General features: G+C 39.1%; 26 protein-coding genes. 20 read left to right on the top strand and 6 right to left on the bottom strand.

The features are described 5' to 3' along the window. Positions 1-71: 71 nt before the first annotated feature. From LG375_RS02190 to LG375_RS02180, 3 genes are read right to left on the bottom strand one after another with little or no spacing between them, the layout of a single operon-like run. Entirely contained in the window at positions 72-644 is a 573-nt protein-coding gene (locus tag LG375_RS02190) for an ECF transporter S component (RefSeq protein WP_022496698.1), read from the bottom strand. Positions 645-672: 28 nt separating this feature from the next. Continuing rightward, entirely contained in the window at positions 673-1,218 is a 546-nt protein-coding gene (gene coaC / locus LG375_RS02185; protein ID WP_013990462.1) for a phosphopantothenoylcysteine decarboxylase, read from the bottom strand. Continuing rightward, entirely contained in the window at positions 1,211-1,894 is a 684-nt protein-coding gene (locus LG375_RS02180) for a phosphopantothenate--cysteine ligase (protein ID WP_013990463.1), read from the bottom strand. Before LG375_RS02180 ends, coaC begins: the two co-directional genes overlap by 8 nt. 194 nt (positions 1,895-2,088) lie before the next feature. Here LG375_RS02180 and LG375_RS02175 point away from each other — a divergent pair, with 194 nt between their 5' ends. The 3 genes from LG375_RS02175 to LG375_RS02165 all read left to right on the top strand — a co-directional run bounded on the left by LG375_RS02175 (position 2,089) and on the right by LG375_RS02165 (position 6,037). Beyond that, complete coding sequence (locus LG375_RS02175; RefSeq protein ID WP_013990464.1) at positions 2,089-3,759, top strand: formate--tetrahydrofolate ligase; 1,671 nt, start codon at positions 2,089-2,091, stop codon at positions 3,757-3,759. Positions 3,760-3,957: 198 nt separating this feature from the next. After that, complete coding sequence (locus tag LG375_RS02170; protein ID WP_049546057.1) at positions 3,958-4,632, top strand: response regulator transcription factor; 675 nt, start codon at positions 3,958-3,960, stop codon at positions 4,630-4,632. Continuing rightward, positions 4,622-6,037, top strand: coding sequence for a sensor histidine kinase (locus LG375_RS02165; protein ID WP_225745190.1), 1,416 nt, complete (start codon positions 4,622-4,624; stop codon positions 6,035-6,037). Before LG375_RS02170 ends, LG375_RS02165 begins: the two co-directional genes overlap by 11 nt. Before the next feature lie 84 nt (positions 6,038-6,121). On the opposite strand, the gene rpsT is transcribed toward LG375_RS02165, so the two are convergent. Continuing rightward, the gene (gene rpsT, locus LG375_RS02160) at positions 6,122-6,358 is read right to left on the bottom strand and encodes a 30S ribosomal protein S20 (RefSeq protein ID WP_037597891.1); all 237 of its coding nucleotides are present in this window, start codon (positions 6,356-6,358) and stop codon (positions 6,122-6,124) included. Between the two features lie 69 nt (positions 6,359-6,427). After that, positions 6,428-7,348 (bottom strand): type I pantothenate kinase, encoded by a 921-nt coding sequence (gene coaA / locus LG375_RS02155; protein WP_037597889.1) that lies wholly within the window; start codon positions 7,346-7,348, stop codon positions 6,428-6,430. 113 nt (positions 7,349-7,461) lie between these two features. On the opposite strand from coaA, the gene LG375_RS02150 reads away from it, so the two are divergent. The 8 genes from LG375_RS02150 (at position 7,462) to LG375_RS02115 (ending at position 15,212) form a co-directional block, all read left to right on the top strand. Then, positions 7,462-8,052, top strand: coding sequence for a class I SAM-dependent methyltransferase (locus LG375_RS02150; protein WP_048790412.1), 591 nt, complete (start codon positions 7,462-7,464; stop codon positions 8,050-8,052). After that, positions 8,049-9,326: a pyrimidine-nucleoside phosphorylase gene (locus LG375_RS02145; protein ID WP_225745189.1), complete on the top strand. Its 1,278-nt coding sequence runs from the start codon at positions 8,049-8,051 to the stop codon at positions 9,324-9,326. Before LG375_RS02150 ends, LG375_RS02145 begins: the two co-directional genes overlap by 4 nt. A gap of 34 nt (positions 9,327-9,360) precedes the next feature. Next, positions 9,361-10,023, top strand: a complete 663-nt coding sequence (gene deoC / locus LG375_RS02140) for a deoxyribose-phosphate aldolase (RefSeq protein WP_225745188.1) — start codon at positions 9,361-9,363, stop codon at positions 10,021-10,023. Then, positions 10,010-10,408: a cytidine deaminase gene (locus LG375_RS02135; protein ID WP_002891126.1), complete on the top strand. Its 399-nt coding sequence runs from the start codon at positions 10,010-10,012 to the stop codon at positions 10,406-10,408. The genes deoC and LG375_RS02135 overlap by 14 nt, the downstream gene beginning before the upstream one ends. Positions 10,409-10,475: 67 nt before the next feature. Next, complete coding sequence (locus LG375_RS02130) at positions 10,476-11,540, top strand: BMP family lipoprotein (protein ID WP_171963586.1); 1,065 nt, start codon at positions 10,476-10,478, stop codon at positions 11,538-11,540. A 115-nt stretch (positions 11,541-11,655) separates the two neighbouring features. Further along, positions 11,656-13,194 carry an ABC transporter ATP-binding protein gene (locus LG375_RS02125; RefSeq protein WP_225745187.1) on the top strand — a complete coding sequence of 513 codons (1,539 nt, stop codon included), beginning with the start codon at positions 11,656-11,658 and terminating at the stop codon, positions 13,192-13,194. Next, positions 13,187-14,254 carry an ABC transporter permease gene (locus LG375_RS02120; RefSeq protein ID WP_004184109.1) on the top strand — a complete coding sequence of 356 codons (1,068 nt, stop codon included), beginning with the start codon at positions 13,187-13,189 and terminating at the stop codon, positions 14,252-14,254. The genes LG375_RS02125 and LG375_RS02120 overlap by 8 nt, the downstream gene beginning before the upstream one ends. Position 14,255: 1 nt before the next feature. Continuing rightward, positions 14,256-15,212, top strand: a complete 957-nt coding sequence (locus LG375_RS02115; protein ID WP_037600746.1) for an ABC transporter permease — start codon at positions 14,256-14,258, stop codon at positions 15,210-15,212. Between the two features lie 104 nt (positions 15,213-15,316). On the opposite strand, the gene LG375_RS02110 is transcribed toward LG375_RS02115, so the two are convergent. Beyond that, entirely contained in the window at positions 15,317-15,949 is a 633-nt protein-coding gene (locus LG375_RS02110; protein WP_037600743.1) for an MBL fold metallo-hydrolase, read from the bottom strand. A gap of 95 nt (positions 15,950-16,044) precedes the next feature. Here LG375_RS02110 and LG375_RS02105 point away from each other — a divergent pair, with 95 nt between their 5' ends. The 9 genes from LG375_RS02105 to queE all read left to right on the top strand — a co-directional run bounded on the left by LG375_RS02105 (position 16,045) and on the right by queE (position 24,646). Next, entirely contained in the window at positions 16,045-18,531 is a 2,487-nt protein-coding gene (locus LG375_RS02105; RefSeq protein ID WP_225745186.1) for a bifunctional DnaQ family exonuclease/ATP-dependent helicase, read from the top strand. A gap of 157 nt (positions 18,532-18,688) precedes the next feature. Further along, the gene (locus LG375_RS02100; protein ID WP_225745185.1) at positions 18,689-19,171 is read left to right on the top strand and encodes a DUF5590 domain-containing protein; all 483 of its coding nucleotides are present in this window, start codon (positions 18,689-18,691) and stop codon (positions 19,169-19,171) included. A 4-nt stretch (positions 19,172-19,175) separates the two neighbouring features. Then, entirely contained in the window at positions 19,176-20,357 is a 1,182-nt protein-coding gene (locus LG375_RS02095; protein WP_037600734.1) for a pyridoxal phosphate-dependent aminotransferase, read from the top strand. 36 nt (positions 20,358-20,393) lie between these two features. Then, entirely contained in the window at positions 20,394-21,740 is a 1,347-nt protein-coding gene (gene asnS / locus LG375_RS02090) for an asparagine--tRNA ligase (protein WP_002891115.1), read from the top strand. A gap of 26 nt (positions 21,741-21,766) precedes the next feature. Further along, complete coding sequence (locus LG375_RS02085) at positions 21,767-22,174, top strand: hypothetical protein (protein ID WP_073950992.1); 408 nt, start codon at positions 21,767-21,769, stop codon at positions 22,172-22,174. A 108-nt stretch (positions 22,175-22,282) separates the two neighbouring features. Continuing rightward, the gene (locus tag LG375_RS02080; protein WP_002891112.1) at positions 22,283-22,663 is read left to right on the top strand and encodes a RidA family protein; all 381 of its coding nucleotides are present in this window, start codon (positions 22,283-22,285) and stop codon (positions 22,661-22,663) included. A gap of 177 nt (positions 22,664-22,840) precedes the next feature. Continuing rightward, positions 22,841-23,494, top strand: coding sequence for a 7-cyano-7-deazaguanine synthase QueC (gene queC, locus LG375_RS02075; protein WP_037597875.1), 654 nt, complete (start codon positions 22,841-22,843; stop codon positions 23,492-23,494). Further along, positions 23,494-23,937 carry a 6-carboxytetrahydropterin synthase QueD gene (gene queD, locus LG375_RS02070; protein WP_022496684.1) on the top strand — a complete coding sequence of 148 codons (444 nt, stop codon included), beginning with the start codon at positions 23,494-23,496 and terminating at the stop codon, positions 23,935-23,937. Before queC ends, queD begins: the two co-directional genes overlap by 1 nt. Continuing rightward, positions 23,930-24,646, top strand: coding sequence for a 7-carboxy-7-deazaguanine synthase QueE (queE, locus tag LG375_RS02065; RefSeq protein ID WP_022496683.1), 717 nt, complete (start codon positions 23,930-23,932; stop codon positions 24,644-24,646). Before queD ends, queE begins: the two co-directional genes overlap by 8 nt. The last annotated feature ends 10 nt before the right edge of the window (positions 24,647-24,656 follow it).

Genomic DNA, 24,656 nt, shown 5'->3' with positions numbered 1-24,656 from the left:
TTTATATTTTTAAACGCTTACATTATACCATAATTAAAGAAAAAAAACATGGTAATTACCATGTTTTTTCTTTATTTTTTCAATCGCAGTAACACTGGTGTGATACTTAGAGTTAACAGACCGGCGATAATCATTTCAGCAATCGAATTTGTTGTGAAAATGGTTGCCATCAGTGTTTTGCCACCTGCTGTGTAGAAGTTAGGGATTAGGAAATAGATGCCGAGAAGTACGAAAAATGTATTTGTGAAAGCACCTAAAACCCCAGATAGCATCAGACCTAGACGGTTTTGAAGTAATTTGTAGACAAAGTAAGGGAAAATACCGATCAGGATACGAGGAACGATGGCAATGACTGCAGATGCCCAAGTTCCCCCTTCAACAAAAGGACTAAAGAGATAGCTACTAACCGTATAGATAACAGTGTTTCGAATAATACTCATAATTCCCATGAAGCCACCCAAATAAGCTCCAATTTTAGGACCGTAGACGATGCTAGCGATAATAACTGGGATATGGGTTAGGGTTGGTTTGATTGGAAGTACAAAAGCAGCAAAGATGGTTTGACTGAGTACTTCGATTACAACCATTGTAGCTATCAAGAGGGATAACTGAGCCGTTTGGTTTGCTTTATTTTTCTTATTCATCATAAACTCCTTTTTATTCTATGCAAGGCTATTTTGTTAAAGCATTGTCAATGGATTCAATAATGTCATCAATATCAGCTAAGGCACCACGTCCTGTATCTCCACAAGCCAGTAAACCTGATTTTGGAAGAATTTCTTGGTAGCCAAGGTCATGCAAAGTATTTAGATTCTTCTTAGTCAGTGGATTTTCATACATTTTCGTATTCATTGCAGGGGCAATTAGTTTTGGGGTGGTGCTAGGTAAAGCTAAAGCAGTAGCAGTAAGCATATTATCGGCTAGACCATATGCTAATTTGGCAATGGTATTTGCTGAAGCTGGAGCTACAACAAAGAGGTCAGCTTCTTTACCTAAGTCAATATGATTAATACGTTCAGCCAATTTTTCTTCCATGACATCAGTGTGAACAGGATTCTTCGAAAGGACTTGAAGTGTCAGAGGGGTGATAAAGTCTTGAGCAGCTTCAGTCATAATGACGTGAACGTCATAACCTTTTTTCTTTAACCTACTTGTTAGATCAGCTGCTTTATAGGCAGATATTGATCCTGAAACAGCAAGGATGATACGTTTAGTCATGGCATATCCTTTCAAATAAGGCTCGAGCAATCGCAGATTTAGTCGTAACTTTCTCCTCGTTTTTTTCATCAACGAGATAGGCAATATGTTGATCTTGAGTGATATCACTCAAGTCGTTGGCAACAATAATATCAGCTTTATTGCGTTTTAGACTTGCACGAGCAACCTCAAAAAGCTCTTCTTTTCTTACATTAACCAAAAGTTTGAAGCCAATCAATTGAATATCAGGATTCCATTGTTTGACGAGGCTAATGACCTTCGGTGTTTTTTTAAGAAAAAGAACCTGATAATCAGAAGCCGATGATATCTTGCTTTCAGTGTTAGATTTATGCAAGAATTGAGCGAGATCTTCGGTGTCCTCCAGTTCAGCAAAATCCGTCATATAAATAGGAGTATAATCAGAGACTGCCATACTATGTATAAGAACATCGTGCTCTTTGACGAGTGGCTCCATCTTTTTGAGAAGACTTTCTACGTTCGTAATTTCTGTAATCTTTAGATTTTCTTTCGGTTCTGGTTTAACCGCTGTCTTGGTCGTTACTAAGGTTACTTGGTGACTCTTAGCCAAGAAAAGTTCAGCGATTTCCTTTCCTAGATAACCTGTTGAATGGTTTGTGATTCCACGTACAGCATCAATCTTTTCAGTGGTACCACCCGATGTAATCAAAATTTTCATAGTAGTATTGTACTAAAAATTGGGTCTTTAGTAAATAAAAAGTAAGTATTTTTGAGGTGTACCCCTATAAATTAAAGTTATAACGATTTATAACAAAACAAAAACCGAACATTGAAAAGTAATTAACCAAAAATAATGCGTTTTTTATCAAACTCTGATATAATAGACTTTAGAAAAATATAGAGGAGTGTCTCATGAAAACAGATATCGAAATTGCTCAAAGTGTAGAATTAAAACCAATCACAGAAGTAGTTGAAAAAGTTGGAATCGGCTTTGACGATTTGGAACTCTACGGAAAATATAAGGCAAAATTGTCATTTGATAAAATCAATGCAGTCAAAGACAATAAGCCAGGAAAATTGATTTTGGTAACAGCCATCAACCCAACACCAGCAGGTGAAGGTAAATCAACCATGTCAATCGGCCTTGCAGACGCTCTTAACAAAATTGGTAAGAAAACAATGATTGCCCTTCGTGAACCATCACTTGGTCCGGTTATGGGAATCAAAGGTGGTGCTGCAGGTGGTGGCTACGCTCAAGTGCTCCCGATGGAAGATATCAACCTCCACTTCACAGGGGATATGCACGCTATTACTACAGCAAATAATGCTTTGTCAGCCCTTCTTGACAACCATATTCATCAAGGAAATGCTCTCGGCATTGACCAACGTCGTATCATTTGGAAACGTGTGGTTGACCTTAATGACCGTGCGCTTCGTCATGTAAACGTTGGTCTTGGCGGACCACTTAATGGTATTCCACGTGAAGATGGTTTTGATATTACTGTTGCGTCTGAAATCATGGCGATTCTTTGCTTAGCTACTGATATTAAAGACCTTAAAGAACGTTTGGCTAACATTGTAGTTGCTTACCGTTATGACCGTACACCTGTTTATGTGCGTGATCTTGAAATCGAAGGTGCGCTTACACTTATTCTTAAAGATGCCATCAAACCTAACTTGGTACAAACAATTTATGGGACACCAGCTTTGGTACACGGTGGACCATTTGCCAACATTGCTCATGGATGTAACTCAGTTCTAGCTACATCTACAGCGCTACGTTTGGCAGATTATACAATTACGGAAGCAGGTTTCGGTGCTGACCTTGGTGCTGAAAAATTCCTTGATATCAAGACTCCAAACCTCCCAACAACTCCTGATGCTGTTGTTATTGTTGCGACACTTCGTGCCCTTAAAATGCACGGTGGGGTAGCCAAAACGGACCTCTCTGAAGAAAATGTTCAAGCTGTTCGTGATGGCTTCGCTAACTTGAAACGTCATGTGGAAAATGTTCGTAAATTCGGTCTTCCTGCAGTCGTTGCTATTAACGAGTTTGTTGCTGATACAGAAGCTGAAATTGCAGCCCTTAAAGAACTTTGTGCAGAAATCGATGTTCCTGTTGAATTGGCTAGCGTTTGGGCTAATGGTGCTGATGGTGGTATTGACCTTGCCAACGCGGTAGTTGATGCTGTTGAAAATGGGAATGCTGACTATAAACGTCTTTATTCTGATGATGATAGCTTGGAAGAAAAAATCACTAAGATTGTTACTGAAATATATGGTGGTAAATCAGTTGTCTTCGAGAAAAAAGCTAAGAACCAACTTAAACAATTTGCCGAATTTGGTTGGGATAAATTGCCAGTATGTATGGCTAAAACACAATATAGTTTCTCAGATAACCAATTCTTGCTTGGAGCACCAGAAGGTTTTGATATCACTATTCGTGAGTTTGTTCCTAAAACAGGTGCTGGATTTATCGTGGCTCTTACAGGTGATGTTATGACCATGCCAGGTCTTCCAAAAGCTCCAGCAGCCCTTAAAATGGACGTTTCTGAAGACGGAACAGCTGTTGGTTTGTTCTAAGAAGAAATATCGATATAAAACAGTACCTATTGGTGCTGTTTTTTCGTTTCAGTTATGAAAAACTTAAGGAAAGTATAGTAGACTGAATCTAAATAAAAGAAGATCAAAGCACTAGATGATTATGTGTATTTTAGATATAATGATAAAACTTAGTCAAAGTGTTCTTTGTATCTTTGACACCTAACAAGGGGGATAACTATGATTAAAATACTACTAGTAGAAGATGATTTGAGTTTGTCCAACTCAGTTTTTGATTTTTTAGATGACTTTGCTGATGTTATGCAGGTCTTTGATGGTGATGAAGGCCTCTACGAAGCTGAAAGTGGCGTCTATGATTTGATTCTTTTAGACTTAATGTTACCTGAAAAAGATGGTTTCACTGTTCTTAGAGAATTACGTGATAAAGGTGTAACAACTCCTGTACTTATCATGACTGCCAAGGAAAGTCTAGACGATAAGGGACATGGTTTTGAACTTGGTGCGGATGACTATCTAACCAAACCTTTCTACTTAGAAGAGTTGAAGATGCGTATTCAAGCACTTTTGAAACGCTCTGGTAAATTTGACCAAAACACACTTTCTTTCGGTGATGTTCGTGTCAATCTTGCTACAAATTCAACCTTTGTGGGTGATAAAGAAGTAGAACTTCTTGGTAAAGAGTTTGATTTATTAGTTTATTTCTTACAAAATCAGAATGTGATCTTGCCTAAGTCACAAATTTTTGACCGTCTTTGGGGATTTGATAGTGATACCACGGTATCAGTTGTTGAAGTATACGTTTCTAAAATTCGTAAGAAACTTAAAGGAACAGACTTTGCTGCCAACCTCCAAACCTTGAGAAGTGTGGGGTACATTTTGAAGAATGCTGACTAAATTTTTCAATTATCTCTTTAGGAGAATCAAGTCAGACGGGTTTAAGTCGTTCATTCATTTCTTTGCTACTTTTTCTGGTATTTTCCTTATCATGACTTTCATGATTTTGCAGATTCTGAGTTACGGTGTTTATTCCAATGTGGACTCTAGTCTGAAAATGGCAGCAACTAAGACCAATTCTTATTTAGAAATGGAAATGCTAAAACGGGAACTTTTTCTGACTTCTGAGGTAGATCAAAATAATACGACAACCATCTACCAAGCCTATGATACTAAAGGGTCGACAGATGAAACACCTGACTCGAGTGGCTCTAAAAAAGAATCTAAGAAGAAATCAAAGATGGAAGATGCCCCTCACGATTTATCTGTTGCGGCGAATACCAGTATCTTAGTGCTTGATAAGAATGGAAAAGTCCTCAATGTCGTTGACAAATTTTCTAGCTTATCCAATTTACCAATAGATAAAAATAACATTGATGTTATCAGCAAGGGAAGCGCTCAGAATTATTTCGATCAAACCGAAAAGTATCGCCTGATTACTGAAAAAGTAGATAATAGTCTCTATCCTGATGCTAAGTACCTTGTTATTGCGATTAATACAACTCAATTGGAAGAAGCCACTGAACGTTATGTCAAGCTCATTGTTATCATGATGAGTTTCTTCTGGCTCCTATCTGTTGCGGCTAGTATGTATTTGGCTAAGTGGTCAAGACGTCCTATCCAGGAAAGTCTGGAGAAGCAGAAGGCATTTGTTGAAAATGCCAGTCACGAGTTACGGACACCGCTTGCTGTGATTCAAAACCGATTAGAAGTTCTTTTCCGAAAGCCTGAGAGCACCATTTTAGATAATTCAGAGAATATTGCTTCAAGTCTTGATGAAGTACGTAATATGCGTCTGTTGACGACAAATCTCTTGAACTTGGCTCGTCGTGACGATGGTATTAAGCCGGAAATCGAAACCTTAGAACCTGCTTTCTTTGATACAGTATTTACCAATTATGCTATGATTGCTGAAGAAAATGAGAAAGGTTTCACGGGTCAAAACCAAGTTAGTCGTCCAATCCATACTGATAAAACGCTATTGAAGCAGCTAATGACCATATTATTTGATAATGCTATTAAATATACGGAAGATGATGGACATGTTACCTTTACTGTTCGCACTAATGACCGACATCTTTATATTTCGGTAGCTGATAATGGCCCTGGTATATCAGATAGTGATAAGAAAAAAATCTTTGATCGCTTTTATCGCGTAGATAAGGCTAGAACCAGACAAAAAGGTGGGTTTGGACTGGGCTTATCACTAGCGCAACAAATTGTTTTAGCTCTTAGAGGAACAATTGTTGTTAAAGATAATCAACCAAAAGGAACGATTTTTGAAGTTAAGATCACTGGAGTTTAATTAATAAAGAAAACCTGCTAGCTTATGGTCTAGCAGGTTTTTATGTTATAAGGTAATAAAAAAACTCCTAAATGGAGCTTTCAATTAGTTAGCCAATTTAGCTGCAAGACGTGATTTATCGCGGCTTGCTTTGTTTTTATGAATCAAACCTTTAGAAGCGGCTTTATCGATGCTAGCAGATGCAGCACGGTAAGCTTCTTCAGTTGGGTTAGCGTTAAATGCTTTGATAGCAGTACGCAAAGCTGATTTTTGAGCTGAGTTTTGTTCGTTTTGTTTAACGTTAAGTTCAGCGCGTTTGATAGCTGATTTAATATTTGCCAATGTTTTCACCTCCAAAATTTATCTAACTATGTCATTATACGTTATTTTAGACCCCTTGGCAAGCTTTTTCTATTTTTTTAAGTGGATGAAGTCGATTTTATGATTGTCTCCCTTATGAAGAATCAGTTCGGCTCGGCTTCGTGTAGGTTCGATATAATTTTCCAGGTTAACCAAATTGATATCACGCCAAGTTTTTTGTGCTAAAGATAAAGCTTCGTCTTTACTAAATTTAGTAAAACGATGGTAATAGTTATTTTCATCTTTCTTGGCGAGCTCAAGAAGGGTTTGAAAACGTTCGAGATACCATGATTCGATATTATTAACTTCAGCATCAATGTAAAGAGAAAAATCGAAATAGTCACTCATGTAGAGTCGTTGGTTAATAGGATTCTGGAAAACATTAATCCCTTCGACAATCAAAAAATTGGGCTGTCTGATTTCTTGTGTAAGACCTGGTACAATATCATAAATTTCATGGGAGTAAACAGGAATATTGACATCACCACCATTTTTTATAGTATCTAAAAAATTGAGAAGAAGCGGCATATCGTAGGATTCAGGGAAACCCTTACGGTTAAGGATGTCTTTTTCTTTCAAGACTTGGTTAGGATAGAGAAAGCCATCGGTTGTTACAAGTTCAACCTTAGATTGGGGGAAGGTTCGTTGTAACAAGAGTTGAAGCAAACGACTGGTAGTGGATTTGCCAACAGCAACTGAACCAGATACCCCAATAATAAATGGACGATTAGTCTGTGATTTTTGTAAAAAGATACTCTTAGAAAAGGTTAAATCATTGGCCGTTTTCTGATAGATACGAATGAGATTGATAAGGGGAAGATAAATATCACTAACTTCTTGCACATCGATCTTATCATTAAGGCTACGAATGGAATCAAGTTCTTCCGCAGTCAATGGGGCATTACCTTCTTTATGAAGGCGTTGCCACTCCTTACGTGATATCGTTTCGAAATTGATAAATTCATTTAACATAGCTAACATTATAGCAGAAAAAAAGCCGGAATGTAAGCCTTATCATATCACTAGCCTTACTTTGGTATTTATGATACGATAAAGGGAAAAGACTATCTAGAAGGAAAAAAATAATGTCAAAAATGTATTATGCTGAGACGCCAGATGCGGCTCACGATATTCATGATTTAAAGGTAAATTTGTTAGGAGAAAGTTTTCAGTTTTATACGGATGCTGGGGTTTTCTCTAAAAAAATGATTGATTTTGGAAGTCAAGTGCTTTTGAGTGCATTAGATTTGGAAGCTGGAAACACACTATTAGATGTGGGCTGTGGCTACGGTCCTCTTGGGATTAGTTTGGCCAAGGTACAAGGAGTCAAAGTCACAATGATTGACATCAATAGTAGGGCAATTGATTTAGCGAAACAAAATGCTGAACGAAACAAGGTTGAAGCTACTATTTTCCAATCGAATATCTATGAAAATGTTACTGGAAGTTTTGACTATATTATTTCTAATCCACCTATCCGTGCTGGGAAGAAGGTGGTTCATCAAGTTATTGAGGAGGCATATGATTATCTCAATCAGGGTGGTAACCTAACTATTGTTATTCAGAAAAAACAAGGAGCTCCGTCAGCTAAAGCTAAGATGGAGGATGTGTTTGGTAATGCTGAAGTCGTTAAAAAGGATAAAGGATACTATATCCTTAGAAGTGAGAAAATATGAGAACCGTTGATTTAATTGAAAAGAAAAGAGATGGTGGCGAGTTAAGCACAGAGGAAATTTCATATCTCATTAATGGCTATGTGTCTGGGAAAATTCCAGACTATCAGATAGCTGCACTGGCGATGGCAATTTATTATCAAGGTATGTCTATTCGTGAAATCCATGATTTGACCACTGATATGGTTGCTTCGGGTGAACAATATGATTTGTCAGAAATTCCAGATGTTAAGGTAGATAAACATTCGACCGGTGGTGTTGGTGATAAGGTAACCATCATCCTTATGCCACTTGTAGCTAGCTTTGGTGTTCCAGTAGCTAAGATGAGTGGCCGTGGTCTTGGACATACAGGTGGAACGATTGACAAATTAGAGTCTATCAAAGGCTATCAGGTTGAGCGTAGTAAGGAAGAGTTCATTCAGCAAGTTAAAGACATTGGAATTTCCCTCATTGGTCAGTCTGAGCATTTAGTTAAGGCTGATAAACTTCTTTATGCCTTGCGTGATGTCACTGCAACAGTAGATTCCATTCCTCTAATCGCAAGCTCTGTTATGTCCAAAAAAATTGCAGCAGGTGCTGATAAGATTTTACTGGATGTTACTGTTGGTCAAGGTGCTTTCATGAAAAACATGTCTGATGCTGAAAAATTATCAGAGACCATGGTTGCATTAGGACATGAGGTTAATCGTGAAACAATTGCAGTTATTACAGATATGAGCCAGCCACTAGGTAAAGCTATTGGTAACCGCTTGGAAATCACTGAGGCTATTCAAATTATGCAAGGTAAGGGACGTGAAGACATCACTGACTTTATCTGTGAGTTAGCTGAGATTCTATTAGATTTAGCTCAAGTTGAAGCTAGTCAGGAAGAGATTCGTCAGCACTTAGTGGGTGGAAAAGCCCTTGCTAAGTTTGAAGAACTCATTCAAGCTCAGGGTGGTGATTTGACTGATCTTTATCGTCATAGCAGTGCTCCTGTCGTTACAGATATTTATGCCCATAAAACGGGTTACATTAAAGAGTTGCCTGCTATGGCGTTTGGGAAATTTGCCATGCAATTGGGAGCAGGTCGATCTACTAAGTCAGATAGTCTTAATTATGAAACGGGAATTGTATTTGAAAAAAAAGTTGGCGATGCAGTAGCTCAAGGAGACCTTGTTGCCAAGGTCTATAGTCAAGAAATTTTATCTGAAAAAATGCTGACTGAATTTGAAAAAAATGTTATTATTGATAGTGAATGTAAAGAAACGACAGAAATATTAAAGATAATTCGCTAAGCCTTAATTTTATACTAATCAAGGAGTTTTGTTTATGTCTGTTAATAGCTATATTGACCATACCTTACTAAAAGCTGATGCTAATAAAGAACAGATTCTTTCCCTAATTGATGAGGCTAAGAAGTATGAGTTTGCCAGTGTCTGTGTTAATCCAACTTGGGTTAAAACGGCAGCTGAATTGCTTAAAGATAGTTCTGTTAAAGTTTGTACAGTTATTGGTTTCCCTTTGGGAGCATCGACCTCTGCAGTTAAGGTTTTTGAAGCCAAGGATGCTATTGCCAATGGTGCAGATGAAGTTGATATGGTAATCAATATCGGTGCTCTTAAATCTAGAAATCTAAAATTAGTCGAAGACGACATTAAAGCTGTTGTTGAAGCTAGTGGAAGAAAACTTGTAAAGGTTATTATTGAAACTTGTCTTCTGACCGATGAAGAAAAGGTCGAAGCTTGCCAATTAGCAAAACTGGCAGGTGCAGATTTTGTTAAGACCTCTACGGGTTTTTCTACTGGTGGCGCAACAATTGAAGATATTGAACTTATGCGAGAGGCTGTTGGTCCTACTATGGGAGTCAAGGCATCTGGTGGAGCACGCACACTTGAGGCGGCTCAAGCCTTTATCAAAGCTGGTGCAACCCGTATTGGTACTTCGTCAGGAGTTGCCATTATGAAAGGTCAAGAAAGCCATGATAGCTACTAAAAAAGAGCAAGTAATAAAAGCAGCACAAGAAGCAGCTGAAAATGCCTATGTTCCCTATTCTCGTTTTAGAGTTGGAGCAGCATTGCTTACAAAGGATGGGCAAATTTTTCAAGGCTGTAACATTGAGAATGCCTCATTCGGATTGACCAATTGTGCAGAAAGGACAGCCATTTTTAAGGCGGTATCCGAAGGGTATAGAGATTTTGAATGTCTTGCAGTCTACGGAGATACCAAAGATCCCATCTCACCATGTGGTGCTTGTCGCCAAGTAATGGTTGAATTTTTAAAATCTGATTCTAAAGTGATTCTTATCGCTGAAGATAACTCGACAGTCGAGATGACAGTCGGAGAGTTGTTACCATACTCTTTTACGGACTTACAATAGTCTAGTTGTTTTATTCTTTATTAAGCAAGTTTTCTTGCAAGTTATAGGAGGAGTGTTCAAGATGAAATTGAACAAGAAAATTATCGGACTTGGCCTTGTTGCTGTAGCAGCACTTGGTCTTGCAGCATGTGCACGTGGCGGACGCGGTGGATCATCAGCTGATTCAAAAGTTAAAGCTGCTATCGTTACGGATACTGGTGGGGTTGATGATAAATCATTTAACCAATCAGCATGGGAAGGTCTTCAAGCTTGGGGTAAAGCTAACAAACTTGAAAAAGATTCTGGCTACAATTACTTCCAATCTGGTTCAGAGTCTGACTTTGCAACAAACTTGTCTTCAGCACAAAGTCAAGGCTACAACCTCATCTTTGGTGTTGGTTTTGCTCTTCATGATGCAGTAGCAGATGCAGCTAAAGAACACGAAGATGTGAACTATGTAATTATTGACGATGTTATTAAAGACCAAAAGAACGTTGAAAGCGTTTTGTTTGCCGATAATGAAGGTGCTTACCTTGCAGGTATCGCAGCAGCTATGCAATCAAAAACAAATAAAGTTGGTTTCATCGGTGGTCAAACATCAGACACAATTACACGTTTTGAAGCTGGTTTCACAGCTGGTGCTAAGTCAGTAAAACCTGACATCGATGTACAAGTTCAATATGCTGAATCATTCTCTGATGCAGCTAAAGGGACAACAATCGCTTCAACAATGTATGCTTCAGGCGTTGACGTAATCTACCAAGCTGCTGGTGGTACTGGTACTGGTGTCTTCACAGCTGCTAAAGAAGTTAACGAAAAACTTGATGCTGAAAGCGATAAGAAAGTATGGGTAATCGGTGTTGACCGTGACCAAACAGCAGAAGGTGATTATACATCTTCAGACAAGAAAAAATCTAACTTTGTTTTGACTTCAACAATCAAACAAGTTGGTACAGTTGTTAAAGATATTGCTAACGGACAAGTCAAAGGCGATAAATTCGAAGGTGGTAAAACTAAGACTTACGGTATCAAAGACGGTGGTGTTGACATTGTAACATCTAATCTTCCTTCAGATATCAAAGATGCAGTAGAAAAAGCTAAAGAACAAATCAAAAATGGTGAATTGAAACCAACTGATGGTCTTAGCAAATAATAGTTAAGTATAAGTCTTTATAGAACTTAGACTGAGACAAATTTTTGTCTCAGCAAAGGGAAGCAGTTAATGATCCCCTTTGCTGAAATAAAAATTATTCTTGGAAGGAGATTGTATGACGAAGCCAAATGTCATTGAGATGCACGATATTACCAAAAAATTTGGTGAATTCGTGGCAAATGACCATATCAATCTTGATGTGAGACAAGGAGAGATCCATGCCCTCCTCGGTGAAAATGGTGCAGGTAAGTCAACTTTAATGAATATGCTTTCAGGTCTTTTGCAACCTACGAGCGGTACCATTAAGGTTAAAGGACAAGAGGTGACGATTGATTCACCATCTAAAGCAACGAAACTGGGGATTGGGATGGTTCACCAACACTTTATGTTGGTTGAAGCTTTTACAGTTGCTGAAAATATCATCCTGGGTAGTGAGGTAACTAAAGCTGGTGGTGTCCTTGATATGAAAAAGGCTATCAAGGAAATTACTGAACTCTCTGAAAGATACGGTCTTGCGGTAGATCCAACTGCCAAAGTTGCAGATATCTCTGTTGGTGCTCAACAGCGTGTTGAAATCCTTAAGACTCTGTATCGTGGGGCTGATATTTTGATCTTCGATGAGCCGACTGCGGTATTGACTCCGTCTGAGATTACTGAACTTCTAAACATTATGAAGACCTTGGTTAAGGAAGGCAAGTCGATTATTCTGATTACCCATAAGTTGGATGAAATTCGAGCAGTTTCTGACCGTGTCACTGTCATTAGACGTGGTAAATCAATTGATACGGTAACGATTGAAGGGTCAACAAATGCTGACTTGGCCGAAATGATGGTTGGCCATCAGGTTTCCTTCAAGACAGAGAAAATTCCTTCAAATCCAAAAGAAGTTGTTCTTTCTATTAAAGATTTGGTGGTTAACGAGAACCGTGGAATACCTGCTGTAAAAAATCTGTCATTAGATGTTCGTGCTGGTGAGATCATCGGTATTGCCGGTATCGATGGCAATGGTCAGACAGAACTTGTCCAAGCGATTACAGGGCTTCGTAAAGTTAAGTCAGGTGATATTACTATCAAGGGTGAATCGATTATTCATAAGACAACTCGTCAGATTACTGAAATGAGTGTTGGTCATATTCCTGAAGATCGTCACCGTGATGGTATGGTCCTTGAAATGACAGTTGCTGAAAATATCGCTCTTCAAACCTACTACAAAGAGCCAAATTCTAAGAATGGTATCTTGAACTATAATGTCATCAATGCTAAAGCGCGTGAATTGATGAAAGAATTTGATGTTCGTGGTGCAGGAGAGTTAATTGCTGGCGGTGAATTGTCAGGTGGTAACCAACAAAAAGCTGTTATCGCTCGTGAGATTGACCGTGACCCAGAACTTCTTATTGTAAGTCAACCAACTCGAGGTCTTGACGTTGGTGCCATTGAGTACATCCGTAAACGTATTATCGCAGAACGTGATAATGGTAAGGCTGTGATTGTTGTCAGCTTTGAATTGGATGAAATTCTTGATATGTCAGACAGAATTGCGGTTATCTATGATGGTGCAATTCAGGGAATTCTAGATCCTGCTGAAACGAATAAGCAAGATCTTGGTATTCTTATGGCTGGTGGACAATTGAATAAGGAGGAAGCAAATGTCTAAAAAAGTACAAAATTGGGCAGTTCCTTTAATTGCTGTCCTCTTGGGAATGTTGATTGGAGCCGTTTTGATGCTGATTTTCGGTTACGATCCATTCTGGGCTTACTATGATCTTTTCACAACGGCCTTCGGCTCATTGAAAAATATTGGTGAAATTCTTCGTGCCATGAGTCCGCTGATTCTGATTGCACTAGGATTCTCTGTTGCATCTAAGGCAGGTTTCTTTAACGTTGGTTTGCCAGGACAAGCCTTGGCAGGATGGGTTTCTGCCGTATGGTTTGCTTTGTCATTCCCTGACTTACCAAAGGTGATTTCAGTTATCTGTACAGTCATTATCGGTCTGGTTGCAGGTGGTATCGCTGGGGCTATTCCAGGTATTCTCCGTGCTTACTTGGGAACTAGTGAGGTCATTGTTACCATCATGATGAACTACATCATTTTGTATGTAGCAAACAATATTATTCGCTTTGGATTTACAGCTGATATGTTGCGTTCTTCAGAAGCTTCTAACAAGGTTGTAGCATCAGCTAGTTATCAAACGGAGTACTTATCTCAAATAACTGGTGGTTCGCGTTTCAATATTGGTTTCTTCCTGGCTCTTGCGGCTGCCTTCTTAGTTTGGTTCTTACTTAAGAAAACAACAACTGGTTTTGAAATTACATCTGTAGGTCTTAATCCTCATGCTTCAGAGTATGCAGGGATGTCATCTAAACGTGTTATTATCATGTCAATGATTATCTCAGGTGCTCTATGTGGTCTTGGAGGAACAGTAGAAGGACTTGGTACATTCCAAAATGTCTTCGTTCAAAACGCTTCATTGGCTATCGGTTGGAACGGTATGGCGGTTGCGCTTTTAGCGTCTAACTCACCTATCGGTATCCCATTTGCCGCCCTTCTTTATGGTGTTTTGTCTATTGGTAAGAGTGGTATGATTGGTGTTCCACCTGAAATTATCGATGTTGTTTCAGCCTTGATCATCTTCTTTGTTGGTGCTAATTACATCATTAGATATTGGGTTCGCCCTCGTCATAAATCAGTGAAAGCTAAAGGAGGACAAAACTAATATGGACTTTATTACAATTATAGCCTTAATCGTTGCCTCTATGTTGAAATATTCAGCACCATTGATTTTTACAAGTATCGGTGGAACTTTCTCTGAACGAGGCGGTATCGTAAATGTCGGCCTTGAAGGAATTATGGTAATTGGTGCTTTCGCAGGTGTTCTCTTTAACTTGACTTTTGCAGAAAGTTTTGGAGATGCGACACCTTGGATTGCTGCGATTGTAGCAGGTCTGGTTGGTGTTCTCTACTCATTGCTCCATGCTGTTGCGACAATTAACTTCCGAGCTGACCATGTTGTCTCTGGTACAGTGTTGAACCTTATCGCACCATCTTTGGCAGTGTTCTTGACACGTGTTATCTATGGTGCTGGTCAAACACCTGCTATCAGTCATAACTTTAAGACTGTATCCTTCCCAATCTTGGATCAAGTCCCTTTCTTGGGTAAAGTTTTCTTCACTAATGTTTCTTTGGTAGCATATGTTGCTATCTTGGTTTCAGTAGCATCATGGTGGCTCATCTTTAAGACACGCTTTGGTTTGCGACTTCGCTCAGTTGGTGAACACCCACAGGCAGCAGATACACTTGGAATTAACGTCTATCGTATGCGTTACTATGGCGTCATGATTTCGGGCTTCCTTGGTGGTGTTGGTGGTGCGGTTTATGCACAATCAATCTCAAACAACTTTGCCGTTACAACAATTGCAGGTCCTGGTTTCATCGCCTTGGCTGCTATGATTTTCGGTCGTTGGAGTCCAATTGGAGCTATGCTCTCAAGTTTGTTCTTTGGATTGTCACAATCATTGGCAATCATTGGAAAACAGCTTCCACTCATTTCACATGTACCAAATGTGTATTTGCAAATTGCACCATATATCTTGACAATTATTGTCTTGGCTGCTTTCTTCGGTAAAGCCGTTGCACCTAAAGCAGATGGTGTTAACTATATCAAATCTAAATAGGCACTCTACAGTGTCTCAGATAAGAAGGTCTATCGGCCTTCTTTTTTATTCGAATAAAAAAGCTTGTCAATACTCACTAAAGTAGGTATGACAAGCTTTTGTTTTTATGAAAAATATGGGTTAAAGACCTTCTCGTGACCAATAGTGGTATCCCATCCATGTCCTGGGAAAACTTTGTAGTGGTTAGGAAGTGTAAAAAGTTGCTCTTGAATACTAGTGAGTAATTGTTCGTGGTTCCCTGTTGGAAGATCCCAGCGTCCAATTGTTTCTTTAAAGAGGGCATCACCAGAAAATACAGTTTCTTCTCTATCAAAGATAAAAGAAACACCTCCAATAGAGTGTCCTGGAGTTGGAACAACTTTAAACTGAAAGTTCTTGATGTTATAATCTTCAGTAAAATCGAAGTAGTGTTCTGCAGGATTGACAATAACGTCTTCCATATCGTCGTGACGTGGGAGTCCAGATAAATTATCAATAGGACTCATCAACCAGTCTTTTTCAGCTTCAGTAACATAAACAGGAGGATTATAAGCCTGACGGACTGCCTCAACACTCATAATGTGGTCGTAGTGTGTATGTGTCAAAAGGATAGCAGCAACTGGTTTGTCGATTGCTTTAAGTTCAGCTAAGATAGCAGAAGTATCACTTCCTGGATCAATGACTAGACAGGCTGTATCGTTTTCTAAAATATAGGTGTTTTCCTGAGCAACAGGATTTAAAATTCGTCTTATTTTCATAGTTCTAGTGTAGCACGAATTTCAGGCTTTTTCCAATATCAGAATGATGGCTTTGTCTTTTTTTGGTGCTTTGTATATGCTATAATAAGGTCACTATGAGTGAAAAAAACACGAATAAATATGCCATTGTTGATTTGGAAGCAACCTCCGCTTCGTCAACGGCTAGTATTATACAGGTGGGAATTGTTATCATGCAAAATGGTCAGGTGGTTGACGAATTTGCGAGTGATGTTAACCCACACCAAGAACTCGATGAGCACATTGTTCATTTAACAGGAATTACCGATCAGCAGTTGGCCCAAGCACCAGATTTTTCAGAAATTGCTAGAACAATTTTTGAACTGATTGAGGACTGTATTTTTGTTGCCCATAATGTTAAATTTGATGCCAATTTGCTTGCAGAGGCACTTTTTATGGAAGGTTTCGAATTAAGGACGCCTCGTGTTGATACGGTCGAATTGGCTCAGGTCTTTTATCCAACGTTCGAACAATATAAGTTATCTCATTTATCCAAGGTTCTTAATCTTGACTTAGCTCAAGCCCATACCGCTATTGAAGATGCGAGAGCGACCGGACAGCTTTTGTTTCATTTGATGGATAAGATTGCCAGCTTACCTAGACAGACCATTGAGATGCTTTTGACTTTTTCAGATAATCTTCTTTTTGAGACTGAGTTGGTTATTCGTGATGCTATAAGAGGTCAAAATTTAGGTCTTTCAAAGGAATATGTCATGCTTGAAGAATCTGGAATTGTTCTTCGTAGACCTGTGGCTTATAAGGCGGAACGAAAACTGTCTCAAGATTTTGCTACCAATATTGCTCTCTTGGATTTAGAGTCAAGACCTAAACAAAGAGAGTTTGCTGAGGTAGTAAGGAAGGAGCTTGATAATTCTGCTATTTCCATGATTCAGGCTCAGACTGGAATTGGGAAAACCTATGGTTATTTGCTTCCCTTGTTAGCACAATCTGATGTCGATAAAGTAGTAGTAGCTGTTCCAACCAAGCTTCTTCAAAATCAGATTATGAATCAGGAAGCTAAAGCATTATCGGATGTCTTTAATATTAACTTTCATAGTCTCAAAGGACCTCAGAATTATATCAAGTTAGATGCCTTTTACCAGACCTTACTTCGTCAGGACAGTAACCGTTTGATTAATCGTTACAAAATGCAACTCTTAGTTTGGTTGACTGAAACGAAGACAGGGGATCTCGATGAAATCAGACAAAAACAGCGCTATATGGCCTATTTTGATGAGATTAAGCACGATGGTAAGTTAAAGGTGGATAGTCTTTTTGCTGAATATGATTTTTGGCAACAGTCCTACCAAAAAGCCCAAGAAGCTAGGGTAGTTGTGACCAATCATGCTTATCTTTTGATGCGTATGGAAGATGATCATGATTTTGTTCGAGGAAAAACTCTTGTGATTGATGAGGGACAAAAGATGGTTCTGGCTTTGGAACAATTTTCACGTCATCAAGTCAATCTTACAGTGCTTTTGCAACATATCCATCGTATTCTTGATAGTGGTAATCAAACCTTACTTCAACAACGCTTGCTCGAAAATTTGCAGTTTGAAGTTAGCCATCTAATCCAAGAACACCAACAATTTCCTCAGAAGCAGTATAATCGCCAGCAATTAGATCGTTTGCTACAAACCATTTCTGAACTGGAAGGTGAAAGTGATTTGATGGAGATGTTGTCTCCACTGAAGACACCCCTTTACAGCCATTTTTGGCTTGAAACAGACTATTATCAGGAACATCGTGTGACTTATTTAAAGGCGTCACGTCAAGAACTCTTAGAACTTTCAGCTTATCTACCAAGTGCTCAAAAAGTGATAATTGTTTCAGCAACTATTGATGTAGGACCTGATGTTGATGTGGCTGATTTGTTGGGCTTAAAACAGGTACGTAAGGTTAACCTTCCAATGGACACTTTACCCAATCAAGCTATTTGGATTGATCAAAGCATGCCTATGATTGGAGTTTCTTCTGAGGAGGAGTATGAAGTTGCTCTTGCAAAGCGTCTCCAGAAGCTATCTGAAATGGAATATCCAATTTTAGTACTATTCACGTCTCGAAAGAGTATGATGGCTGTTTCGGATTTATTGGATCATAGGGAAGTGCGTCACCTAACTCAAGAGAAAAATGGGACAGCTTTTAATGTCAAAAAACGTTTTGATAGAGGTGAGACCAATCTCCTTCTTGGTATGGGGTCATTCTGGGAAGGCGTTGACTTTGCTCAACAAGATAGGGTAATTGAGGTTATTGCACGTCTGCCGTTTGACAATCCTAAGGATCCTTTCTATCAAAAGATTGAATCTTGGTTTTCTAAGCAAGGAAAGAGTACCTTTGAGAGTTACAGTCTTCCAATGACGGTTTTACGTTTCAAACAAGCTATCGGACGTGCCCAAAGACGCCCAGAACAGCGTTCAGCTATTCTTCTTATGGATAATCGCCCACTCGTTAAGAGCTATGGAAAACTATTTCTAAAAGAAGTTACACGAGAAGTGGTGCTTAAGTATGCTAAGTTTGAGCAAGTCAAAGAGGATATTCAGGATTTCTTAGAAAAAGAAAGTTAACTTTTTAAAACAAACCTTTTCTAAGATTACTCAGGCTTTATGAATTTTACTGAGTTATAAAAAAGATAGACTTAATTGCTCAATACTAGCTATATTGCTATGTAAAGATTTATCATTTTCTGATATAATAAATTCAGAAACTTTTTTAGGAGGCATTATGCGTAAACAACGTTCACCCTGGACAAAAAAGCAACAGCTCATTTTTGGAATAATTGTAATCGTTGTGACCTTAATTGCCTCTGTGACTGCTATTCTTATTGTAGCGACTAAACCTTACGTAGACGCTGAAAAGAAGGTTATTGCCATAGCAGAGAGCAAAGCAGATATTAAGACTGTTACAGAATTTGATATCTACCATGGTGAGGCTACCTATTATGGACTTCTTGGAAAGTCTAGTCAAGGTGAGAAGCTGGCTGTTATCATGAGTCCTGATTCAGGTGTGGTTGATATCTACAAGCAAGCTGATGGTATTAGTAAGTCAGTAGCTAAGAAAGCTGCTAAGGCCTATGGTGCTAAGGAGATATCCTATGTCCACCTAGGAAAATATGGCAAAACTCCTATTTGGGAAGTGAAGTCAGGAACCCAGTATTATCTGGTTGATTTTATCTCAGGTCAGGTTATTAAAGTGGAAGGACTATAATGAAATGACAAAATTATCAAATCGTGTATTACAAATGGAAGAAAGTGTTACTTTAGCTGCCAGTGCGCGTGCTAAAGCTCTTAAAGCTCAAGGACGTGATATTTTGAGTTTGACACTTGGTGAACCAGATTTTGTAACACCTAAGAACATTCAAGATGCGGCCATTGCTTCTATTGAAAATGGTAAAGCAAGTTTTTATACCGTGGCTTCTGGACTTCCGGAACTCAAGGATGCAATCAGCACTTATATGGAAAATTTCTATGGATATGCTGTGAAACCAAATGAGGTTGTTGTCGGTACTGGTGCTAAGTTTATCCTATATGCTTTCTTTGCTACGGTCATTAATCCTGGTGATGAAGTCATTATTCCAACACCTTGCTGGGTTTCTTACGTAGACCAAGTTAAAATGGTTGAGGGTGTTCCGGTTACTTTCCAAACGACTGAAGCTAATCACTTTAAAGCAACGGTTGAACAGCTTGAAGCTGCTCGAACTGAAAAAACTAAGGTTGTCTTGCTTAATTCTCCATCAAATCCAACAGGAATGATTTACAGCAAGGAAGAATTGCAAGCAATCGGTGACTGGGCGGTTGAGCACGATATTTTGATTTTAGCAGATGATATCTATGGCCGTTTGGTCTATAATGGCAACACTTTCACACCCATTTCTAGTCTTTCAGATGCAATTCGTAAGCAAACAATTGTGATTAATGGTGTTTCCAAGACCTATGCTATGACAGGTTGGCGCGTGGGATTTGCTGTAGGAGATCCAGAAATTATTTCAGGAATGGCGAAGATTATTAGCCAAACAACATCAAATCTTACAGCAGTTTCTCAATACGCTGCTATTGAAGCCTTAACTGGTGATCAGTCTTCTATCGAAGAAATGCGTCAGGCCTTTGAAGAACGTTTGAATACAATTTATCCACTCCTAGCTGAAGTACCTGGTTTTGAAGTCATCAAACCTCAAGGTGCCTTTTACCTCTTCCCTAATGTTAAAAAAGCGATGGAAATCAAGGGTTATACAGATGTCAATGATTTTACAAATGCTATTCTTGAAGAGGCTGAAGTGGCTTTGGTAACAGGTGCAGGATTCGGCGCACCTGAAAATATTCGCCTTAGCTATGCAACAGACTTGGATACTTTGAAAGAAGCAGTCCGCCGAATCAAAGCCTTTATGGAAAAATAGAATTAATATAGATTAAAAGAAAAGAGAAGTAATTACATGTCTAAACAATTAGTTTCAATTATTGATGTGCCTAAACATGTGGGTGAAGAAATCACTATCGGTGCATGGGTAGCTAACAAATCAGGTAAAGGGAAATTGGCCTTTCTTCAATTGCGTGACGGAACTGCCTTCTTCCAAGCTGTAGCTTTCAAACCTAACTTCATCGAAAAATATGGTGAAGAAGAAGGTACTGAAAAATTTGATACTGTTAAACGCCTTAGCCAAGAAACATCAGTTTATGTGACTGGTGTGGTCAAAGAAGATGAACGTTCAAAATTTGGTTACGAGTTGGATGTGACAGCAGTAGAAGTTATCGGTGAGTCACATGATTACCCAATCACACCAAAAGAACACGGAACTGACTTCTTGATGGATAATCGTCACCTTTGGTTGCGTTCACGTAAACAAATGGCTGTCCAACAAATTCGTAATGCGATTATTTACGCAACATACGAATTCTTTGATAAAAATGGTTTCATCAAATTTGATAGTCCAATTTTGTCAGGAAATGCCGCTGAGGATTCAACAGAATTGTTTGAAACGGATTACTTTGGTACTCCTGCTTACCTAAGCCAATCTGGTCAGCTTTACCTTGAAGCTGGTGCTATGGCTCTTGGTCGTGTCTTTGACTTTGGTCCTGTTTTCCGTGCTGAAAAATCAAAAACACGCCGTCACTTGACTGAGTTCTGGATGATGGATGCTGAGTATTCATTCTTGTCACATGATGAGTCACTTGATTTGCAAGAAGCTTATGTTAAAGCACTTATTCAAGGTGTGATTGATCGTGCGCCACAAGCTCTTGAAATCCTTGAACGTGATGTGGATCTTCTTAAGAAATACATTGCTGAGCCATTCAAGCGTGTGTCTTATGATGAAGCTATCGACCTTCTTCAAGCACATGAAAATGATGAAGATACAGATTACGAGCACCTCGAACATGGGGATGACTTCGGTTCACCGCACGAAACTTGGATTTCAAACTATTTTGGTGTTCCAACATTCGTTGTTAATTATCCAGCAAGCTTCAAGGCCTTCTACATGAAACCAGTTCCTGGCAATCCTGAGCGCGTTCTTTGTGCAGACCTTTTGGCTCCAGAAGGTTATGGTGAAATCATCGGTGGTTCAATGCGTGAAGATGACTATGATGCCCTTGTAGCTAAAATGGATGAACTCGGAATGGACCGTTCAGAATACGAATTCTACCTTGACCTTCGTAAATATGGTTCGGTACCACACGGTGGTTTTGGTATCGGTATTGAACGTATGGTTACTTTCGTAGCTGGCACAAAACACATTCGTGAAGCTATTCCATTCCCACGTATGTTGCACCGTATCAAACCATAAGTAAAATTCTCTAGGAGTGCAAAAGTATGAAAAGATGGTTTCTTGGTCTTTTGGCCTTACTTTGTATGGTTTCGATGGTAGCTTGTAGCAAGTCTGCCCCCTCACTAGAGGGTGAGTGGCAGGCACAAGATGCCTTAAAGAAGGATTATACTATTGTCTTCAAGAAAGATAAGGTCAAGATTGGTGAGCAGGATTATAACTATACAGTGGATGGTCCCAAGTCTAAAGATGACTTTACCTATTATTCGCTAAAAGTAAAAGATCAGGGGAAAGAGACGTCTTATACGGTATTTTTCCCAACTAAATCCAAAGAGGTTGCTCTTTTTCTACAACCAAATGATGAGAAAGAACCTATTAAGGGTCAAATGCTCTTTGCACTTAATAAAAAAGAAAAACCAGACTACTATAGCTATGTCAAAAAGTATCTGAAATAGTAGGAGAAGGATTAGCCTAGTGCTGATTCTTTTCTTTTTGGAATTATATGTTTCAATTTTCAGAATATTTTGTTATAATAGCAACATATTAGTCAAAGGAGAACTATCATGGCAAAAACTATTCATACTGATAAAGCACCAGCAGCGATCGGTCCTTATGTTCAAGGTAAAATCGTTGGCAATCTTTTGTTCGCTTCTGGTCAAGTACCATTGTCACCAGAAACAGGTGAAATCATTGGCGAAACAATTCAAGAACAAACAGAACAAGTTCTTAAAAATGTTGGGGCTATTTTGGCAGAAGCTGGTACAGACTTTGACCACGTTGTCAAAACAACTTGCTTCCTAAGTGACATTAACGATTTCGTTCCATTTAACGAAGTGTATGCAACTGCCTTTACATCTGATTTTCCAGCACGTTCTGCAGTAGAAGTGGCACGCTTGCCAAAAGATGTTAAAATTGAAATCGAAGTTATTGCTGAGATTGATTAAGGAAGGGAGCTTTGGCTCTTTTCTTTTTTTCTCAACTATGATAAACTATTAAAGATAAATCATTTTCGATGTTTGGGAGACACCATCGCTAAAAAAAACCATTACTGGCGTTTTTTTTTTGGCTCCCTCAAGGGGCCTTTTTATGTGTCTCAAACATCACGAATAAAGAGGAATATTATGAAACGTCAATCAGCTTTGGTCGTCTTTAGTGGCGGTCAAGATTCTACTACTTGCCTATTTTGGGCTCTAAAACATTATGAAACAGTTGAATTAGTTACTTTTGCTTACGGGCAACGTCATAGCTTGGAAATTGAAGTAGCTAAAGAGATTGCACGAGAACAAGGGCTTAAACACCATGTTTTAGATATGTCCTTGCTTGGTCAAATTACTGAAAATGCTTTAACATCTGATATTGAGATTGAGGCAGAAGAAGGTGAAGTTCCTAATACTTTTGTGGACGGGCGTAATCATCTTTTCCTTTCTTTTGCAGCTGTTCTGGCTAAGCAACGTGGTATCACTGACATTGTTACGGGAGTTTGTGAGACAGACTTTTCCGGTTATCCAGACTGTCGTGATGTTTTTGTCAAATCGCTTAATGTTACACTTAATCTTGCCATGGCCTATGATTTCGTTATCCAAACTCCTCTCATGTGGTTAGATAAGGCTGAGACTTGGGCTTTGGCTGATCAACTTGGAGCTTTCGACTACGTTCGTGAAAAAACGCTGACTTGTTATAACGGTATTATTGGGACTGGTTGTGGGGAATGTCCTGCCTGCCATTTGCGTCAAAAAGGACTTGAAAAATATCTAGCAGAAAGAGGAGAAGCTTAATGTTCTTTGCACCGAAAGAAATCAAAAAAGAAACAGGTGAGTCTTTGGTTTACAATTCTCACCGTACAATGGTTTCTAAAGAGTTTACTTTTGATGCTGCCCACCATCTTTTTCATTATGAAGGCAAATGCAAATCGCTTCATGGTCATACCTACCATCTTCAAATAGCAGTGAGTGGTTACTTGGATGAGCGTGGCATGACCTATGATTTTGGTGACCTTAAGAGCATTTACAAGGATCATTTGGAACCTCATCTGGATCACCGTTATCTCAATGAGACTCTGCCTTATATGAACACAACTGCGGAAAATATGGTTTTCTGGATTTTCCAGATGACGAGTCAACATCTGCCAGAGGAGAGAGGACTTCGTTTGGAATATGTACGCCTTTATGAAACACCAACAGCCTTTGCAGAGTTTAGACGGGAGTGGTTGGATGACTAGAGAACGTGTACTCAAACTACCAGTGCTTGAAATTTTTGGACCAACCTTTCAAGGGGAAGGGCGAGCAATTGGTCAAAAAACCATGTTTGTAAGGACAGCAGGATGTGATTACCACTGTGATTGGTGTGATTCTGCCTTCACTTGGGATGGTTCAGAAAAGCCAACTCGTATGACAGCTGACGAAGTCATTAAAGCTTTGGATGCGCTAGGAACTTACGACTATGTTACTCTATCTGGAGGAAACCCAGCTCTGCTAGCGGCTAATATGGCTGAACTCGTTTCAAAACTCAAGGCAAGAGGCGTAACCCTGGCCGTTGAAACACAGGGTTCTCGCTGGCAGGAGTGGCTAAAGGAAATTGACCAAGTAACCTTAAGTCCTAAACCGCCATCATCCAAGATGGAAGTCAATATGGAAACCCTTGACTTTATTGTTTCTCAGCTTGATCCTGATAAAGTTACCTTCAAGGTTCCTGTTTTCGATGATACAGATTTAGCCTTTGCTAAAATGATTCAGGAACGTTATCAGCCAGATGTCATGTTTCTTTCAGCTGGTAATCCTGAACCTAAAGCAGAGGGTAATATTGTCCAACATCAATTAAATCGCCTAAAAGAACTATGGGAGACTGTAGCTGCTGATAATTCGTGGGGCAATGTGCGTGTCCTCCCTCAGCTTCATACCCTACTCTATGATAATGAGCGTGGTGTCTAATCTTCACAGT

The sequence above is a fragment of the Streptococcus sp. Marseille-Q3604 genome (assembly GCF_916619785.1).
Classification (GTDB): Bacteria; Bacillota; Bacilli; order Lactobacillales; family Streptococcaceae; genus Streptococcus.
Note: the sequence above shows the minus strand (reverse complement) of the source record. Positions and strands in the feature narration are given on the sequence as shown.